Below are 17,372 nucleotides of genomic sequence, written 5' to 3'. Positions count from 1 at the left end.
CGCACCGTCGGGGTACAACACGGGAGCGGAAGCCCGCACCCTGTCCGCCATTCGATAGACCATTCATAATGCCTTTCAGATAGACTTCCATTCATATACGAGTCGCCTATCGAGAGGAGTGCATCATGGTTGCGACTATCGTTGCAGAGAAGCCGAGTGCAGCACGGGCCATGGCGGCGGCACTGGGAGGCCCGAAGGGTCAGTACCAGGGCACCGACTACGAGATCACGAACCTGAGGGGTCACCTCTACGAGTTCGTGGCTCCCGACAAGATGGTGGATCCGTCGCTCGCGGACAAGTACCAGAAGTGGGATCTCGGGAATCTTCCCTGGGACCCGGACGACCTGACATGGAAGCGCGCACCTCAGCAGAACGTCGGCGACGTCATCAAGAACCTGCGTGCCGCCGTGCAGCGCGGTGACGAGATTGTCATCGCCACCGATCTGGATCCCTCCGGCGAGGGCGACCTGCTCTTTTGGGAGGCGATCGACGAGCTCGGCTTCCATGACAAGCGCTTCTCGCGCATGGAGTTCATGGACGAGGCCGCGGCCTCGATCCAGAAGGCGTTCACCTCGCGCCGGCCGGTGAAGTCGATGAAGGACGAGGGCGACTATCGCAAGGCGATGTACCGAACGCAGTTCGACTTCCTGTCGATGCAGTGGAGCCGGGCCGCCACCAACATGGCACGCTCGTCCGGCAAGGACACCGTCCTGCGGCAGGGCCGTCTGAAGTCCGCGATGACGCAGCTGGTCGGCGACCAGCTGAAGGCCTTCAACGACTACGTCAAGATGCCGTTCTTCCAGAACCGGTTCCGCGACGAGAACGACGTGATGTACACGAACCCGGAGGAGCCGCGGTTCGACCAGAAGAGCCAGGTGCCCCAGCAGTATGTGGCCTCCCCCGTCGTGCTCGACAGCAAGACGATGAAGCAGACTGCGCCCCCTAAACTGCTCGACCTCGCGGCGCTGGCTGCCCTGTTGGTCGGCAAGGGCGTGAAGGCGAAGTTCGTCCTGGAGACGTATCAGAAGATGTACGAAGCGCAGGTGGTCTCGTACCCCAGGACGGAGGACAAGACCATCACGCCGGAGCAGTTCAACGAGCTCGCACCGCTGGTCGACAAGATCGCATGTGTGGTCGGAGTCGACGTGACGCTTCTCACGCATCGCACGCCGCGCAAGACGCACGTCAAGCCGCAGGGTGCGCACGGTGCGAACCGCCCGGGACCGAAGGTGCCGGCCTCGCTGGCCGAGGTTGAGCAGCGGTTCGGTGCGATCGGGCGATTGATCTACGAGACGCTGGGCAAGAACTATCTGGCGACGATCGCCGAGGACTATGTCTATGAGCAGCAGAAGGGTCACGTCCAGCGCTACCCCGAGTTCGTGGGTATCGCGAACGTGCCGCAGAGTGCCGGTTGGAAGGCGGTCTTCGATCCCAACGCGGGCGACGATCCCGCCGACAAAGACGGCTCGAACGATGGCGATGCCAGTGAGTCAGCCAAGGGGCTGGGCCTGAACGCCGAGCCGTTCATCTTCGAGGGCGCGAACAAGCGGCCCGAGCATCCGAGCATGAAGTGGCTTATGAAAGAGCTCGAGAAACGCGATGTGGGCACCGGCGCGACCCGTACCTCGACGTACTCGGAGGTAACGAGCACGAATACGAAGTATCCGCTGCTCATCGAGAAGGGGCGCAAGCTCACCCTGGCTGAGGCCGGAGAGATGAGTTGGCTGCTGCTGCCTGGCACGCACATCGGCGATCTCGCGCTGACCGAGAAGGTCTACGAGGACATGAAGGACATCGCCGCGGGCACGGCGACCGCCGAGGAGCGGCTGGCCATCGTCGCCGAGTGGGTGCGCAATGACATCATCACGATGACCAAGAACGCAGCGTCCGTGCGATCCGCGCTGGGCCTGAAGGAGGAGGGCGTGGCGCAGAAGGAACGGGTTTCGGGCACCTGGGGCACCAGGCAGGTGACGTTCGCGCGCGAGTTCGGTGGACACCGCTTCAGTGATGAGGAGGTCGGGAAGCTGCTGGCCGGCGAGACGATCGACTTCCAGGCCACGAGCCAGCAGGGCAAGACCTACGACGTCTTCGGCAAGCTGGGCGAGGGCACCTTTAAGGGCAAGAAGTTCGTGGGCTTCCAGAAGCTCGGCTTCGGACGCCGTGACGCGTCCGGTGCTGTCCTGCCACCGAAGGACTGGTGCGGGCACGTGTTCAATCCAGGCGAGATCCAGAAGCTCATGGCAGGCGAGTCCGTCGAGGCCAGCGACTTCGTCAGCAGCAAGACCGGCAACAACTTCAGCTGCAAGGTGAGCTGGGACGCGAAGACACAGAAGATCGTTCCGGACTTCGGCACGAGCGGAGACGGGCCGCCGATGTCCTGGTGCGGGGTACAGCTTACGGAATCGCAGCGCAGGGACCTCGCCGCTGGCAAGACGATCGAGGGGGCCGGCTTCGTGTCCAAGAAGACCGGAAAGTCGTTCAGCTGCAAGTTGACGTGGAAGGAGGAGAAGGGCGCGAAGAAGCTCGTGCCCTCGTTCGGCTGATGCCGAAACGGTTGACGACCGATGAGTGGGTGGCGCGGGCCCGCGCCACCCACGGTGACCGGTATGACTACTCGTTGGTCGAGTATGTGAAAAAGAGCACGTTGGTGCTGATTATCTGCCCCAATCATGGAGAGTTCTTGCAGAAGCCAATTGAGCATTCATCCCGGGGTCACGGTTGCTGGGCTTGTGCAACAGCGCGCCGTGGCATTGGCAGACGGCTTACCACTAAAAGTTGGATCGAACAGGCTCGATCTGTTCACGGATCGACCTACGACTACTCGAAGGTGCGGTACACGCACTCGCTCGAGAAGGTCTTGATCGTGTGCCATGAACACGGAGATTTCTGGCAAAACCCAATCAGTCACACTCGAGGCGGTCGGCGTTGCCCGTCGTGTGCCGATCGATCGCCAACGACCGATGAATGGATCGAGCGGGCCCGCGTTGTTCACGGTGATCGTTACGACTACTCGCAGCTCGTGTATACGACCAATGACGTGAAGGTGCAGATCATCTGCCCTGACCACGGTCCGTTCGTACAGCGGGCGTCATCTCACCTGAATGGCTGCGGTTGTCCGGGTTGTTGTCAGTCAAGAGGTGAGATGGCGGTCGTGCGGGTTCTGGTCGAACTCGATGTTCCGTTCGTGAGGGAGTGGAGTCACACGACCTGCCGGGACAAGAAGCCCCTCCCGTTCGATTTCCGTTTGCTCGCCCATATGGCATTAATTGAGTTCGATGGTCCGCAACACTTCGAGCCCGTGCGGTGGCCGGGTATGGATGCCGCCGCGGCTGAGCGTGCGTTTCGCGGGGTTCAGCGTCGAGATCAGATCAAGACTGATTGGACCAAGGCCAACGGCTTCGCGCTGCTCCGACTCTCGGACCTTGACACGGTCGAGGTCGATGTGCAGCGATTTGTCGCTGAACTTGATCGCAGATCAGCAACGGCATCGTTCGGCTGACGATGACGCGACCGGAGACCCGTTCGTGGAGCGATGCGCTCTGCGGACGGGTCTTGTTGCATCCGGATACCATTCAAATGCCCTATGGAGTCGCATTCCGATAGCGCGTAGACTGGCTACCTGACTTCAGTTCGATTACCAGGCGAAAGGATGCGATTCATGGCGATGACGTCCACTGCAACCACCGCGACACGACCGCGCACTGTGGACATGACCCCCGCCTTGGGCGGACGTGTCGGTTTGATGGGTGATGTCCACGGTGATGCTGCGTTCCTGCGCAGTGCAGCGACGCTGCTGGCCGCGAAGGGTTGCACGTCACTGGTCCAGCTCGGCGACTTCGGATTGATCTGGCGCGGCACCCGGGCTGAAACCAGGGCCCTGGCTGAGCTGAACGATGTACTCACCGCCCTGGGGCTGCCGCTCTATGTGGTGCTCGGGAACCACGAGAACTACGACCTGATCGACGCACTGCCGCGTAACGATCACGGCGTCGCGCGGCTCTTCTCACATATCGGACTCCTCCCCCGGTCCGGGATGATCGCAGCTGGTCGAGGTGGCCTGCTCGACACCGTTCACATGGTGGGCTGGCTCTCTGGAGCCGCAAGCATCGACCGCGGGGTACGCCTGCCTGGTGAGAGCTGGTGGGAGGCGGAGCTGACCACTGATGAGCAGGCGCAGGCGCTGTTGTCGTCAGCGGTCGCGCCGGACGTGGTGCTCGCCCACGAAGCTTTGTCGACGCCGGTGCTGCTCGCGCGACTCGGCGACGGATTCGGCTGGAACCCGCAGGATCTGCAGTACGCGCGCATGGCACAGAGGGAACACACAGCCCGCGTTCTTTCGGTGCTTGACCCAGGGAAGGAGACTCTGCTGGTGAGCGGCCACTACCACTTCCGTCACTCGGAGCGCGCCATCCTGGAGCGCCTGAGCGATGGCGAGGTCGTTTCACTCCCGGTCCGCCAGGAGATCCTTGATCGCGAGCGGATGCCGGGGAGCCTTGCGATGCTCGATTTAACTGGCGACGCGCCGCAGCTGGAGGACGTGCGTCAGTAGAGCTGGCCGCACTTCCGGCGGGAGCTGACCCCCGTGCCTGGAGAGATCAGGGCACGGGGTTTCGTCATTCAATACACCATTCGACACGTGAATCGAATTGTTTTAATACGGTAGTCTGGAGTCGTGATTGACTCGTCTTTCAGGTCATTCGCATAGGAGTTCACGACAAGACCAAGGAGTAAGGACGATCCCGATGGCGAAAAGTTCGTATCGCATCACAACACCGCTCAACCGCGGCTACCTTGACCATGAGATCTCGTTCCCGATCTTCGGCTGGCAGATCCCGGCGACGCCACTGAAGCAGCTTGTCTTCCTCGGCGGCGGCATGCTGGTCGTGGTCTGGGCTGCGATGACGACGTTCATCAAGGATGCAAACCCCGGACTCATCGCGCTGTTCGTGATCTGGGGTTTCATCGCGGTGTTCTACCTCGGTGGCCTGACGAAGACCCGCGAGCTGCGCTTCAGGACAGTGCCTGCCTTTCTGGCGTACGCGCCGAAGCGCGCCAGGCATGTCGTGACCCGTCGCAACGCGGACCCGAGCGAGTTCTACTCAATCGTCGGCATTGACGATGTGACCGATGACGGAGAGATCCGCTATGCCGACCGCAGCGTCGGACAGATCTATCTGGTGGTCGGCTCGGCGAGCTATCTGCTCTTCGACGAGGACCGCGTCGCGATCCTGGACCGCGTCGACTCGTTCTGGCGCAAAGTGCAGACGACGTGCGAGTACGACTTCATCACGACGAAGGAACCGCAGCGCATCTACCACCAGCTCGCGAACCTTGAGCGCCGCAACCAGGCCCTCGAGATCCGTGACCCGCATCTGCTGGAGCTGCAGAACGAGCAGCACGACATCCTCACCGAACATGTCGGCGGGAAGTTCAGTTCCATCCACCAGTACGTGCTGCTCAAGGGCAAGAGCTCCGAGGCGCTGCGGCAAGCACATCTGATCCTGCAGGCCGAGGTTGAGCAGTCCTCGCTGATGGTCAAGGAGGCCACGGTGCTTGACCGCGAGGAGAGCTACCAGATGCTGCGGGTTTTCTACCAGGGCGTAGATGGGGCATGAGCAGGGGGCAGCACAGGAACATCGCCCGCAGGCTTGCCGGAGGGCTCAGGAAAACCGACAGATTCACGAAGACGACGAGCCGGAGATGCAGATGGCACTGATGACGAAGATCCGAGACCGCCGGGGGCGCAGCGGGCCCGCGTCGGAGCAGGCACCGCCGTACGCTCGCGGGAGGCGGCAGGAGTCGACGCTCGATGAGAGCACGAGTTCGACCGGCGACAGCGAAAGCCTGATAGCCGAGGCCGTTCTCTCGGAGGGCGCGGACAACACCGCGAACGGAGCAGTCGACGACGAGCAGGCTGCACCGAAGCAGAACTGGTGGCAGCGCCGCCAGGAGATGAAGAAGCTCGAGGGCAAGTTCGAGCACTACCCGCACCTGTTGGCTCTGAAGCCGAAGGAGCGGCATGTCTTCCGCTCGGACTACTTCGAGGTTGATTCCTCGGTCGGCTGCGTGCTGTCGTTCTTCCACGACTCGGCGGCGCAGGACGGCTTCGCGGCGTTCTGGGGCATCGGCCGGATCCCGGACGGTCTCGACGATCGCGTGACCGCGGTCGTGCTCGAGCAGATTGTCCGACGGGACCAGAAGTGGATCGACCAGTACACCAAGCAGTCCGAGAAGCTGGACAAGCTGGAGAGCGGCGAGCAGGCCGAGAGCGGCACGACGTCCTCGCGTCGCAAGGCCAAGAAGGTCGCCGGCGACATGGAGACGGTGATCGGTGAGCTGCAGGACGGCGCGGCGTACCTCTCGGTGCAGAACCGGCTGCTGCTCAAAGCTCCGGATCTGGTCACGCTGGAGGAGACGATCGAGCGGATCTCACGGCTCTACATCGACCGCTTCGGAACGATCAAGGCGGCTCCGTACGCCGGCGAGCAGCGTCAGGAGCTCTCGGGTTTGTTCAAGAAGAACGACAAGAAGCGCGGGCCCGGATTCCACTTCACCTCGACCGAGCTGGCCGGCTCCTACTCGCTGGTGACCAACGGTCTCAACGACTACTCGGGCGAATACGTGGGTTTCATGATCGGCGACGTGAACAACAGCGCCGTGCTCATGGACACCAACGGGTACAGCCACCACGTGGTCGTCGCCGACAACGCCGTCTCGGATTACCTGGGCCGGGAGCGGGTCGCGAATATGTGGGGCTCGAAGCTCTCGCAGTCGTGCCTGCTGGCCAACGGCTCGGTCGTGCACCTGGTGCTCGACGGTGCGAACCTCGACAAGCTCGGACCGAGGTTCGATGGCCTCACGGCCCGCGTCGATCTCAACAGTGGCGACGTGAACATGTTCGAGATGTTCGGCGACGAGGATGATGAGTTGTCGATCTTCTCGTCCCAGATGAAGAAGCTCACGCTCATGTTCGAGCAGCTCTACGAGGCTCGGGATGCGGGGATGAACTCGATCATCCGCGACAACCTCGAGACGATCGCCGAGCAGTTCTACGTCGACCAGCGGATGTGGGTGCGCAACGCGAAGGAGAACCGCTCCCGCCTGCGCCTGGTGGGTATCCCCCACGACCAGGTGCCGCGCCTGCAGATGTTCATGTCCTACCTGGACACGGCCCTGAAGGAGCGCGAGAACTCCTCGAAGAACAACCAGTCCACGCTGGACGCACTGACGGTGCTGACCGGTGTCGCCCGCAATCTGCTCAACACCAACGGCGACCTCTTCAACAACTTCACGGCTGAGGCCGTCGACGGCGTTCGTGACGCCAAGCGCGTCGTCTACGACTTCTCGCGGCTCATGCGCCGCGGCAAAGGTGTGGCGATGGCGCAGCTGGTGAACATCGTGGGCTTCGCGATCGGCAAGCTCCAGCACGGCGACACGGTGATCATCCACGGTGCCGAGCACATCGACGAGCGGGTCAAGGAGTACATCCAGGGTCAGTTTGAGCACCTGTTCCACCGCGGTGGCCGGGTCGTGTTCAGTTACAACGACACAGACAAGATGCTCGAGGACGCGGAGTTCAACAAGTTCGACGCCGCGGACTTCACGATCTTCGGCACGATGCGCGACAAGACGGTGGAGGACTACCAGAAGCTGCTGCATCAGGAGATCCCCAAGGATCTGGCCAAGCTGATCACCCGCAAGGGCGAGAACCTCTCGTATCTGCGCCGCGGGCATTCCAACGTGGTGTTCCACCTGGACCTCGCCCTGGGCATCAACCCGAACCGCGAGAAGCAGCGCCGGGAGATGCAACGCAAGGCGCGGCAGCTCGAGGAGAGCAAGCGGCTGGCTGCGGTGATGACCGAGAAGCCGGTCCCCGGTGCGAACACGACTGGTGGCGGCGGCAGCAACGAGGACCGCAAGCAGGCTGAGGCGCAGCGGGGCGCGCTGCCTGTTCGCATGCGCAAGGCATCCGGGAAGAAGACGCTCGCGACTGCGGGCAAGGCCAGCATCGCCACACGCTCGCGGGAGGCGACGAAGGAGGGGCCGCAGATGACGATGACCACGCGACGAGACGACGGGAGTGCACGATGACGCAGAAGACGGGACTGGCGATGAGCCCAGTGGGGGCGATCATGGGCTTCCGCAGCAAAGGCCTCGCAGCACTGCGCACTCGCGCCGCGGCGCAGCCGACCTGGGTGCGCAAGCTTACCGGCGTGCTGCTGTTGGCACTGCTCGTGCCACTGATGTTCTTCATGGCTACGCCGCTGGCGCATGCGGCTGATCAGAACAATCAAGACCAGAAGGATTACTCGCTCTACCATCTCGCGTCAAACGCGAATGTCTACTTCACGTTGAAGAGTTCGCCGGATCAGGACGGCATGGGTGTGCAGGGCGACTGGATGAAGGTCGCTGCAAATCCGGCGCAGGCTGGATCGATGATGGGATATCCCGATGACGGCAACGTGGTCAACTGGCTATTTTCGAAGGTCTCTGGCGCATCGCACACGATCAAGTACTCAGCGTTAGATGATAAGGCGTCGGGGATGAAGAGCTACGCCCAGTTCGGCGCAGCGAACGCCGATCTCGGCCTGGACAAGATGTTCTCGTCCGCGGGCTTCGATCCGATCATCCGCGGTGTCGGCGGCGCGCTGATGTGGCTGGTCTACATTCTGGCGATCGGCGTGGGGCTGCTGTTTTGGGGGTTCATCCAGATCCTGCAGTTCATGAATCCGTTCCTGTGGTTCCACAAGGGACTGGCCGCCGTGTCGCCGGCGTACAGGAATTTCGCCGACGGCATGGTCACGACGAACACGAACGGTCAGGAGACGGTGCACGCTGCACCGTCTGGTCTCTCAGGGCTGGAGAGCTTCATCTCTGATTGGTATGGCACGCTGGTCTCAATGTCCTGGGGTGTGCTCTTGCCTCTGTTCATTGGCTTCCTGCTGATCGGCCTGGTCTTCTTCAAGAAGATGGACCGGGGCTCGGCAGTTAAGAAAATCCTGGTGCGCGTGCTCTTCCTGGCGTTCGGGCTGCCGATCTTCGGCGGCATGTACACCTCGATCCTGACGCAGTTCAGTGAAGACCTCGGCACGCAGAACAGCGGACCCACACAGGTCGTCGCCTCGACGTACGTCGATTTCGAAGGCTGGATGAACAAGGACCGGCTCCATGTGCCGGACAACGCTTCGATCACCTGGGACGAGAAGACCAGTCACGCGCTGCCCATCTCGACGTTCTCAGTCAGGAATACAGCGCTGGCGATCAACAAGCAGGTGCACTCTGGCGAGTTTGCAAACCTCAGCGTCGCGACGGTGGACAAGAACAGCAGCGCATCGTCGGTCTGGGCGAACACGCCGAACATCAACGGCGAGAAGGCCCAGCAGTCCGACGCATCCGGCGCTGGCATGATCATCGACATGCTTTGGCGGTACATGAGCCACCAGACGGTCAGCGCATCAGACTTCGAGTCGAAGATCCAGGCGTCGATCACGGACATCCCGAAGGATGCCGTGAGCTGGGAAACGAAGAAGAACTGGTTCATGGGGCAGAGCTTCAAGGGTGACCCTGTTGCCAAGGACTATGGCGAGGGCAACAATCCGGTGTCGCCGAATATGCACCCGCTTTTCGCTACGAAGGGTGCTGGCCTGACGGCGTCGCCCGTGGACGGTGGAGGCACTTCGTTCACGTCCGGCGGCGTGGTGGACTGTGGATTCCGTGTCGTCGAGCCGGTTTCGGCGACTCCGGGTGACTGCAACCTGTCTCCCCTGGCCGCGTACAACTATCAGAACACGGAGTTCAACGCCGACTCGATGACGATTTACTCTGCTCAGCGAGCCTCATCCGGTTTCACTCAGTCGTTCCACTCCTCGGTGGCCCAGGTCGGCACCGGAGCATCAGCCTTCATGTACTGGGCCAACGCCTTCGTGCTGCTGCTGTGCATCGCCCTGCTCGGCATCACCTACGGCCTGGGCATGCTTACCGCGTCGCTGAAGCGCGGCTTCAGCACCATCGTCGCGGTACCGTTTGCGACCCTGGGCTCGATCGCGAGCATCGCCAAGGTCATCATCTATGCAACGGCGATGATCCTCGAGGTGCTGGTGACGGTCTTCGTGTACCAGTTCGTCTCGAAGCTGCTGATCTCGCTGCCGCAGCTCATCGAAAACCCCATCGCGAACCTGCTGAAGCCCTCGAACGGCAACTTCGTCAACGTGCTCGCGAGCTCGACGCTGGGTCCGGTGCTGGTCGTCGTCATGACTCTCGTGTCGATTCTGCTCATCTTGGGCATCACGATCACGCTGATTCGGGTGCGTGGCTCGGTATTGAAGGCGATGGATGAGGCCGTGACCAAACTCGTGGACCGGTTCCTCGAGACGAACACGCCGCCGAAGGCCGGCGGTAGGCTCATGCCTGCGATGGCCAGCGGTTTGGGTGCGGGTGCAGGCAGTGCCATGGCAAGCCGCCTGGGCGGCGGCAGGGGCTCCTCGTCCATGAGCAACGTGGGCAAGACTGGCGATCCAACGTCGAAGATTGGCGGGCAGTCGACGAATGTCGGCGGCACGAATGGAACCTCGATCGAGGGCGGTCAGCAGAAGGGCGAGCTGGGAGCCGGCACGACCGGTGGCAACCCCGATGACGGTGGGAACGCCGGTGGCCTGAACGGTTCACCTGGTGGTCCCGGTCTTCCGGGTGGCCCAGGTTCCAACGGCACAGCGATGGCCCTGCCCGGCGGCTCCGGCTCCGGTGGTGGCGACACCGGGAACAGTGCTGACGGCTCCGCACCGGGCGGTCCTGATGCTGGTCCCACCAGCGGCAACGGCCGTGGAAGCACGGCCGATCAGGGTTCGACGATCAACGCCTCGGACCACGCGGGCCAGGGTGCTCGTTCCCTGGACGACCGACAGCTCGCTCAGCGCGTTGGGCAGCAGGGTGGTCTCACGCCGCTCGGTATCGGCAGTGTCGGGACCGGCGGCAAGACCACCGGCGGCAGGGTCAACACCAACCAGCCCAACGGTCAGCAGAGCCAGGGCAGCCACGGCCGTACGCTTGCGGGAAGCGGCAACCAACGTGCAGGCCGCGTGCCGACCACGGGTCAGCCCAGTGGCCAGCAGAGCCAGCTGACTGGCCGACCGTCGCGGCCGCGTGCTGGTGGGCAGAAGGCTCTGTCTTCGGCTCCCCAGCGTTCGCTCCCGGCTCGCAACGCCGGTCCCCGGCAGGGCCAGACTCCCCGACAGGGGCAGTCGCTGCCCGCGAAGCCGCAGCAGGCACTGCCAGCGATCCCTGGCAAGGTGCCGACCGGCAGGCCGGCAGCGGTGCAGCGGGGCAAGGTCGCGGAGGTGACTTCGACGCGTGAGTCGCGTCGCCAGGATCCTTCACGGAAGGATGACCGCAAGCGCTGACTCTAAGAATCGATACAGAAGAACCCCCGGTGGATTTTCCACCGGGGGTTCTTCTTTGGCGCTGTGCTCTGTTGGCTCAGAGCTTGCAGCCAAGATTGGCTTCTGTAGCCTTGGCGGCGTCGCTGCCGCGCTTGGCGTATGCCGAGCCGGAATATGAGACCGAGTTATCGGTGACCGTCATGCTTTCAACCATGTTGTCTGCCATGTTCGGTTTTGTCGTCCAGGTCACGTGGGTGCGGCTGTCGTCGAGCTCACCCGTTCCAGGTGTCAAGCTGCCGCCGGCGACTCGGGTTGTGCCATTGCAGTAGTAGAACTGCATCGAAGCCTGCTTGCCGTCGACGGTGATCACTCCGAGCGCCCCGCCACCACTCCCCGTCGACGCGACGTACTCTGTCTTCGAGCTTCCGGTTGCGGATCCACCGTTGCAGCCGGCCAGTGCGAGCATCAGCGCGACAGCACCTATGGCCAGGGCGGGCGTTCCGCGTCGCTTGTTCGTGGTGGTCATGGTCCGTATCCCCCTGGTATTCGTCCTGCTGTTCGGTGTGCGTCTTGTGCGTTTCTGCGTCCATTCAAACACAGCTTCGAATTTGCTGTCGACATGATCACCCGAATCGTGGTAAAGGCGATTCGATTCGGATTCGAGTGCAAAACTCTCGAAAGTGACACCATGAGGGGATGCCAGCGCAGCAGCCCTCTTCGCCCTCGTCCCCTGCTACTGCCCGCGATGTCGTGCATCACCTGTACGTCAACGCCGGCGACCTGCTGCCGTACTGCGGGGTGATTCCAGGTCCGGATGCTGTCACGGGTGATTGGCACACGGGCCACGACCGGGACACGCTATTGGAGACAGTGCACTTCGGACTCCCCGGCTGTGTGACGTGCCTGTCCCCCGCGGCTCTCGGAGGGTTCACGCCGCTCATCATTGACGATGACGAGGAAGTCATCACGTTCGACGGCGATGTGCCGGTGTGGGGCGACGACGAGCCCGAGGTTGGCTGAGCACTACTCAGCCTTGAGCTCGGGCTCCGATAGGCCAATGCACCCACGTCCCCATCGCGGGAGCGAACAGGACGACCCGTCAGGAATTTGGCGTGGGCCCGGGGTGCAAGTGCCATGGCTGTCGGCACATTCCGGCGCCCACCCATCTCACAACATTTGGCGTTTCACCCATATGGGGCTTCATAGTTCGCCCCGCTGACCGCCGTGAGGTGGGTTGTGCCGGTGGTTTTCATCGCCGCCTCCAGGCCTTCGTCCAAGCTGGTGGTGTCGCCCGTGACCATTCCGGGTAGGAGTCCGGCTGCGTCGCCCCGCAACCATTCGGCGGCGGTGCGGAATTGCTTTTTCAACTGCGCTGGACCCTGGGGAATGTTGCCAAGTGCTTCCGGCTTGTGCCGCGAGTCTGGCCGCATGGGTGGGGTGGCGGCGGCAAGAACACCGGCCTCGACTTGTCCTGGTTTTGCCGGCTTCAGTTTTCCGGCGGTTCTTACCTCCTGTCCCGTGACGACTCGGTCCCAGCCTTCGCCTCCGGTCAGCAGAATTCTTGTGCGGGAACGGATGAGCATGCCGTCGGCCGCAATATCGATCACTTCGGCCGGTACGGCCCACCGTCCCGATCCACGTGAGTCCGTGCCTAGTTCGCGAGGATCACCCACGATCAGCACGTGGATGACAACCGAGTCGCGCGCCGCCGCAGCGTCGGCAACCGGCCCGTCCTGGCGCGGTCCGGCTTCCGCTGCGGCGTGGGCGGCCACGGCCGCACCGAACAAAAACGCAACGGCCAGAGTTGCAGGAAACGTCCTCCGGCTTCGAGGGACCCCGGCCCGAGCGGCGAAAAGGAGACACGCGGCGACGGCCAAAGCCGCGCACACAACTCCCGTCCACAGCGGAGGCAGATAGGCGGCCCCAAGGGAAACAGCCCACGTGAGAATGGCAGAGGGGGCCAGCCGAAGATCCAGGCGGCCCGGGCTCACCTTGGCCACATGCACCTTAAACCGTCACCAAAGGCAGCAAGGATTCCATCATCTTGGGACCGACACCATCCACCGCATCGAGGTCCTCCACCGAAGCGAACGGACCGTGCTGCTGGCGCCATTCGACGATCCGCTTTGCCAGGACGGGGCCAACCTTCGGTAAGGCATCGAGTTCCTCAGCCGTGGCGGTGTTGAGATTCACTTTTCCGCCAGCAGAAGTCCCCGCTCCCGTGTTACCGGCCGTTGGAGTACCGCCGACAGGCCCCGCAAGCTGCGACGAAGCCTCCTCCCCTGTCCGCGGAACGTGGATCTTCGCGGCATCCTGCACCACCGCCGCAAGGTTAAGGCCGTTCAGCTCGGCTGCAGGATCCGCACCACCGGCAGCAGCGATCGCGTCAAACACCCGTGCTCCGGCGGGCACCCTGACAATCCCGGGATTCTTCACGGCACCTGCAACGTGGACAGTAAGCAGTTGGGCTCCTCCATTCTGTGGTTCCGGAGCCTCGTTGACACCGCCTCTCCCACTTCCCGTACCCGCTTCTGCAGTTCCTCCCGCATGTGAACTTCGCACGAGTGGCTCAATCGTCGGCTGCCCGGACCAGGACTGCCAGAAGAGCCACACGACCAGCAAAAAACAGGGCACCGCCAACAACACGGCTACGCGCCACGAGGTGCGCCACCGGAGCCTCGATGGATGGCCTGCCTCTTCGGACAGGTCTTCGGTGCCGCACTGCTCCCCCGCAACGGCCACAACCGAGCCGGATGTCATCAAGGTTTGCAATGGAAGCAGAGGTTCCATTGTGTTGTCGTGGCCCGGCTGCTTGGCGGCCTCCCGGCCCGACGGCGGTGCAAGACGAACAGCGAATCGGAGCCGGGCGGCACTCGCAGCATCGTCCGAGGGTGAGGCTCGATTCCTGCGTGGCATATCCACGAGCCTAGAACGTCCGAACCCGCGGCAGCAGCTCGGAACGGCGCTATGTGGACAGAGCCGCAGCAGAGTGCCTGTGGAGGATCGGTGGGCGCAGGATCGGGCCAACTCCGGACTCATATCTGGAAGTAGTGGTTTCTTCGGGGTTTCCGGTGCGGGTCGGTATGGGGTGGCGGGATAAACCAGGGAATGCCGTTGCGGACCTGGATGTGCCAGTCTTCCTTGTGGATCAGGTGGTGGTGATGGCTGCAGAGCAACGTCCCGTTCGCGGTGCTGGTGGGTCCGCCCCGGGACCAGTACTCGATGTGGTGGGCCTCGCACCACGGGGCCGGCATCGTGCACGAAGGAAACGCGCAGCCTTTGTCCCTGGCAGTGATGGCCTTCCGGATGTGGGCGGGGAAGACCCGTGAGGCCCGTCCGATGTCCAGGACCTGGCCCTCGCCGCCCAGGACCACGGGGATGATATCGGCGTCGCGGCCGATCTTCCGCAACGTCGCCGCCGGCACGGGCCCGGTGAACGTGAAGGACCCCATGCCGCTGAAGGACCCAGTGCCGCTGCCCTGCCGGGGCCGGTTGAACAGGTCAGGCCGCCCGGACTGTGAAACTTGCCCGGACTGCGGATCCGGGCTGTCTTGGGGGAAGAGTCCGCGGTGGTCGATGGTGGCCAGGATCTGCGGGCGGTGGCCGCCGGTGGAGGGCAGGGACCCCGTGGCCAGGGCGAGCCGGCAGGCGCCGACCAACCCGTCCAGGAGCTTCTGCGCCCTCGAGCGCCGGTCCAGCGGCCCGGCAGTCTCCGGCGCCCCGCCGGACGGATCGCCGGACGGATCGCCGGACGGATCGCCGGACAGATCGGCGGAGAAACCGCCGGAAGGTTCCACGCAGGCAGGAACCGTGGCTTGGGGTGCTGTTTCGCTGGGTGTTGTGCCTTGTGGTGTGCGGGTGCGGGGGTTGGCGGCGGTGTTCATGACCGTGAGCAGGTGTTCGTATTGCTCGGTGGTGGCGAAGATCTCCACGTGCGCGAGCCCGTGCTTGGGGCGGCGCAGGAACGCCCCTTGATGGTGGCGGAGGGATTCTTCGGACGGTTCCGGGCCGTCCTGGTCGATCGCGTCGACCCAGCGCCGGGCCACCCTGGCCAGGAAGTCCTGGTCGTTTTCCGCCGCGGTGCGGGCCAGGGCGTGTTCCATCTCCGCAGCTTTCTCCGGGGCGCACAGCGGACGCACCTTCGCCACGGCCATCGTGATGATCCCGGCCGCACCGGAGCCGATCACCCCGGACGCCAGCGCCGCTGCGGTTTCCCCGTGCCGGGCAGGGACCGTTTGCCCGCTGAGCCCGCGGCCCGGCAGCAGCTCCCGGGCCAGCGCCAGCCGGCGCCTGGCCTCGCCGGCACTGATCCGCAGCAAGGACCGCAGATGCTCGGCCCTGGACCGGAACTCCCCGCCCCGCGCGCTCCCCTGCACCGCGCCGGAGGCACCATCGTGCGCCTCCGCGGGGCCCTCCGTGGTCCCGGACGTCCAGCCCGCGCCGGAGCCTGTGTCCGCACCTGACTCACTCCCCGCGTCGGTTGCCCAGCCGGTGGTCCAGCCCGGCGGGCTCGTGGGTTCATCGTTCCGGGCCGTGTCCAGCCCGGCTGCGGCGAGCAGCTGGAGATAATCCAGGGTCCGGGAAAGTTCCTCCACCCCGGACGCGAACGCGACGGCCTCCTGGAAACCCGGGCCTCCGACGTCGTCGGCCGCCTTATCGGCCAGCGACCTCAGCGCCGCCACGGCCCCGTCCAACACGGCCTGCCGGCCGCCCCGATCCCCCGGCTCCACCAACGCCAGCCCGCCCGGAACCGAGCCCGGGACCGCGGCAAAGCGCGGAAAACGGGCATGACGGGACACCCCGGAAAGCCCGCGGGACGCAAAGCCCTGCCGCTTGTCGAAGTATCCGATCGCTTCCATGGAAACACTCTGCCAGGAGGCTCCGACATTTAACCGAACTCAGACCGGCGGTCCCGCGCCCGCGGCTACGGGTGGCTCCGCTTCGTGTTCGCCTGATCCGTTGTCGCATCCGCGCTGTCACGCAGGAGCGTCGTGGCGCCGGGGGTACTGCTTTCCCCGACAACCACGGCCAAAACGCCGAGCCCGGCGTGGGCCGCGAGGACGGCAGGCAGCGCGCTGATCTGTGCCGGGGGGCAACCGGGACAGATCTCTCCCAGCCGGGCCGCGAGCCGCTCTGCCTCTGCCAGGTTGCCGAAGTGATGCACGGCGAGCCGCGATTGCCCTACTGGCCGGGAATTGACGTCGGCAGCAACGATTTCTTCAAGCCGGGCAACGGCTTTGGCGGCCGAGCGCACCTTCTCGAGCGGAACGATCTTGCCGTCGTCGACCGCGAGGATCGGCTTGATGGACAGCATTGTCCCTAGCCAAGACGCAGCAGTGCCGATTCGGCCGCCGCGCCGGAGCTGCTCAAGGCTCGGCACATAGAAGTAGACCTTGGTGCGGCCCAATCGCTCCTCGGCAAAGCGACGGACTTCGGCTGCCGAACGGCCGTCTGCGGCGGCAACCAGCGCGCTTTGGACACCCATGCCTTGCGCCATTCCCACGGTGCGGGAGTCAATGACTTCGACGGGGATCGAGACGCGTTGCGCAGCCAGCCTTGCGGCGTCCGCGGTGCCGGACAGCCCTGCGGAAATGTGGATGGAGACGACAGCTTCGAAACCGCGGTGCTGGGCGGCGAGATAGGCCTGTTCGAACTGGCCCGGGGAGGGCCTCGACGTCTTCACGGACGATCCCGCGGCCAGTGCAAGCGAGAGCGTCTGGGTGATGTCGTCCTCCCCCTCGCCGTAGATCTCGTCGCCCACCATGACGGGCATCGGCACGACGGCGAGGCGGCCGTCGGCAACGAACGCCTTGACCCATTCGGCCGGAAGTGCGGCAGCCGAGTCGGTGACGACGGCGGTGCGCACGACGACGGGCGCCGGCTCAGTTCCGGTGCGTCCCGGCGTTGTGGACTGGCGCAGGCGGGCCAAACGTTCCTTGAGCCACAACCAAGCGGGTGGTTCGCGGTCCGTCAAGGGAGCCTCCTGGAGCTGGTGGC

12 protein-coding genes are annotated in these 17,372 nt (G+C 64.0%); 7 read left to right on the top strand and 5 right to left on the bottom strand.

All coding sequences use genetic code 11. The features are described 5' to 3' along the window. Positions 1 to 125: 125 nt before the first annotated feature. The 6 genes from QRN59_RS09665 (at position 126) to QRN59_RS09640 (ending at position 11,396) form a co-directional block, all read left to right on the top strand. Complete coding sequence (locus QRN59_RS09665; RefSeq protein WP_284982292.1) at positions 126 to 2,543, top strand: DNA topoisomerase; 2,418 nt, start codon at positions 126 to 128, stop codon at positions 2,541 to 2,543. Continuing rightward, a complete protein-coding gene (locus tag QRN59_RS09660) occupies positions 2,495 to 3,499 on the top strand; it encodes a DUF723 domain-containing protein (protein ID WP_284982291.1) in 1,005 nt (334 codons plus the stop codon). The genes QRN59_RS09665 and QRN59_RS09660 overlap by 49 nt, the downstream gene beginning before the upstream one ends. 159 nt (positions 3,500 to 3,658) lie before the next feature. Next, entirely contained in the window at positions 3,659 to 4,549 is an 891-nt protein-coding gene (locus QRN59_RS09655) for a metallophosphoesterase (protein WP_284982290.1), read from the top strand. Between the two features lie 193 nt (positions 4,550 to 4,742). After that, positions 4,743 to 5,615 (top strand): hypothetical protein, encoded by an 873-nt coding sequence (locus tag QRN59_RS09650; protein WP_284982289.1) that lies wholly within the window; start codon positions 4,743 to 4,745, stop codon positions 5,613 to 5,615. Continuing rightward, the gene (locus tag QRN59_RS09645; protein ID WP_284982288.1) at positions 5,605 to 8,091 is read left to right on the top strand and encodes a hypothetical protein; all 2,487 of its coding nucleotides are present in this window, start codon (positions 5,605 to 5,607) and stop codon (positions 8,089 to 8,091) included. Before QRN59_RS09650 ends, QRN59_RS09645 begins: the two co-directional genes overlap by 11 nt. After that, positions 8,088 to 11,396: a hypothetical protein gene (locus tag QRN59_RS09640; RefSeq protein WP_284982287.1), complete on the top strand. Its 3,309-nt coding sequence runs from the start codon at positions 8,088 to 8,090 to the stop codon at positions 11,394 to 11,396. The genes QRN59_RS09645 and QRN59_RS09640 overlap by 4 nt, the downstream gene beginning before the upstream one ends. Before the next feature lie 76 nt (positions 11,397 to 11,472). Here QRN59_RS09640 and QRN59_RS09635 read toward each other — a convergent pair whose 3' ends face one another. After that, positions 11,473 to 11,901, bottom strand: coding sequence for a hypothetical protein (locus QRN59_RS09635; RefSeq protein ID WP_284982286.1), 429 nt, complete (start codon positions 11,899 to 11,901; stop codon positions 11,473 to 11,475). A 170-nt stretch (positions 11,902 to 12,071) separates the two neighbouring features. Between QRN59_RS09635 and QRN59_RS09630 the strand changes: the two genes are divergently transcribed. Then, complete coding sequence (locus tag QRN59_RS09630) at positions 12,072 to 12,395, top strand: hypothetical protein (RefSeq protein WP_284982285.1); 324 nt, start codon at positions 12,072 to 12,074, stop codon at positions 12,393 to 12,395. 164 nt (positions 12,396 to 12,559) lie between these two features. On the opposite strand, the gene QRN59_RS09625 is transcribed toward QRN59_RS09630, so the two are convergent. From QRN59_RS09625 to QRN59_RS09610, 4 genes are all read right to left on the bottom strand, one after another. Beyond that, entirely contained in the window at positions 12,560 to 13,264 is a 705-nt protein-coding gene (locus QRN59_RS09625) for a DUF4131 domain-containing protein (protein WP_502871046.1), read from the bottom strand. Between the two features lie 118 nt (positions 13,265 to 13,382). Continuing rightward, positions 13,383 to 13,838: a ComEA family DNA-binding protein gene (locus QRN59_RS09620; RefSeq protein WP_284982499.1), complete on the bottom strand. Its 456-nt coding sequence runs from the start codon at positions 13,836 to 13,838 to the stop codon at positions 13,383 to 13,385. Positions 13,839 to 14,410: 572 nt separating this feature from the next. Continuing rightward, complete coding sequence (locus tag QRN59_RS09615) at positions 14,411 to 16,234, bottom strand: HNH endonuclease signature motif containing protein (RefSeq protein ID WP_284982284.1); 1,824 nt, start codon at positions 16,232 to 16,234, stop codon at positions 14,411 to 14,413. Positions 16,235 to 16,299: 65 nt separating this feature from the next. Continuing rightward, on the bottom strand, positions 16,300 to 17,349 hold the full coding sequence (locus QRN59_RS09610) for a DegV family protein (protein WP_284982283.1): 1,050 nt from the start codon (positions 17,347 to 17,349) through the stop codon (positions 16,300 to 16,302). Positions 17,350 to 17,372: the final 23 nt, after the last annotated feature.

Source organism: Arthrobacter sp. efr-133-TYG-118, assembly GCF_030209755.1.
GTDB lineage: Bacteria > Actinomycetota > Actinomycetes > Actinomycetales > Micrococcaceae > Arthrobacter.
The sequence above is the reverse complement of the archived record's forward strand: the minus strand, read 5'-3'. Positions and strand labels throughout refer to the sequence as shown.

Excerpts from the sequence above, each read along its gene's own strand:
- QRN59_RS09665 (WP_284982292.1), top strand. The coding sequence starts at position 126 with ATGGTTGCGACTATCGTTGCAGAGAAGCCGAGTGCAGCACGGGCCATG.
- QRN59_RS09655 (WP_284982290.1), top strand. The coding sequence starts at position 3,659 with ATGGCGATGACGTCCACTGCAACCACCGCGACACGACCGCGCACTGTG.
- QRN59_RS09650 (WP_284982289.1), top strand. The coding sequence starts at position 4,743 with ATGGCGAAAAGTTCGTATCGCATCACAACACCGCTCAACCGCGGCTAC.
- QRN59_RS09645 (WP_284982288.1), top strand. The coding sequence starts at position 5,605 with ATGGGGCATGAGCAGGGGGCAGCACAGGAACATCGCCCGCAGGCTTGC.
- QRN59_RS09640 (WP_284982287.1), top strand. The coding sequence starts at position 8,088 with ATGACGCAGAAGACGGGACTGGCGATGAGCCCAGTGGGGGCGATCATG.
- QRN59_RS09635 (WP_284982286.1), bottom strand. The coding sequence starts at position 11,901 with ATGACCACCACGAACAAGCGACGCGGAACGCCCGCCCTGGCCATAGGT.
- QRN59_RS09630 (WP_284982285.1), top strand. The coding sequence starts at position 12,072 with ATGCCAGCGCAGCAGCCCTCTTCGCCCTCGTCCCCTGCTACTGCCCGC.
- QRN59_RS09615 (WP_284982284.1), bottom strand. The coding sequence starts at position 16,234 with ATGGAAGCGATCGGATACTTCGACAAGCGGCAGGGCTTTGCGTCCCGC.